The following is a 618-nucleotide window of genomic DNA, read 5'->3' on the forward strand; positions in this document are numbered from 1 at the left end:
CGATCACGGTCTCGTTGCTGCCGCGATCACGGTCTCGTTGCTGCCGTTCAGCGTCACCGTCTCCTGCTGCCCCGTCAGCGACACGGTATTGCCGCTGCCGTTGATCGTCGCCCCGCTGACCGAACCGGTCATCGTGAAGCTCGTGGCGCTCGCCGTCGTGATCGTGCTGCCACTGGTCGAACTGACGTTGACGCTGTCGCCGCTTCCGGTCAGCGTCAGCCTCGTACCATTGCCGGAGATCGAGACGCTCTCGTTGTTCCCGTTCAGCGTCACCGTGTTGCCCGGTCCGCTCACCGTCACCTGATGGCCGTCGCCGGTCAGTGTCACCGTGTCGCTGGTGCCGCTGATCGTCACGATGTCGCTGCTGCCCGTCGACGTCACGACGTCACTGGTGCCGCTCACCGTGATCGTCTCGTTGCTGCCGGTCAGCGTCACCGTCGACTGGTTGCTGGCGATCCCTACCGTATCGTTGCTGCCAACGAGCGTCGTCGTGCTCGATATGGTGGAGTTGACCCCGATGGTCGACCCCGATGCATTCACCGTGGCATAGTTGCCGTTGATGTTGACGTTCGCCCCGGTGCTCGTCAGCGTCGCACTGTCGCTCGTGCCACTCAGCAC

At 63.9% G+C, this 618-nt stretch carries 1 protein-coding gene; it reads right to left on the reverse strand.

The window, feature by feature from the left end; translation table 11 throughout:
* Window positions 1-3 precede the first annotated feature (3 nt).
* The coding region (locus A7X65_RS40365) for a YdhT family protein (RefSeq protein ID WP_208608659.1) at window positions 4-618 on the reverse strand (615 nt) is incomplete at its 5' end.

The sequence above is a fragment of the Bradyrhizobium stylosanthis genome, from assembly GCF_001641335.1.
Lineage (GTDB): Bacteria > Pseudomonadota > Alphaproteobacteria > Rhizobiales > Xanthobacteraceae > Bradyrhizobium > Bradyrhizobium stylosanthis.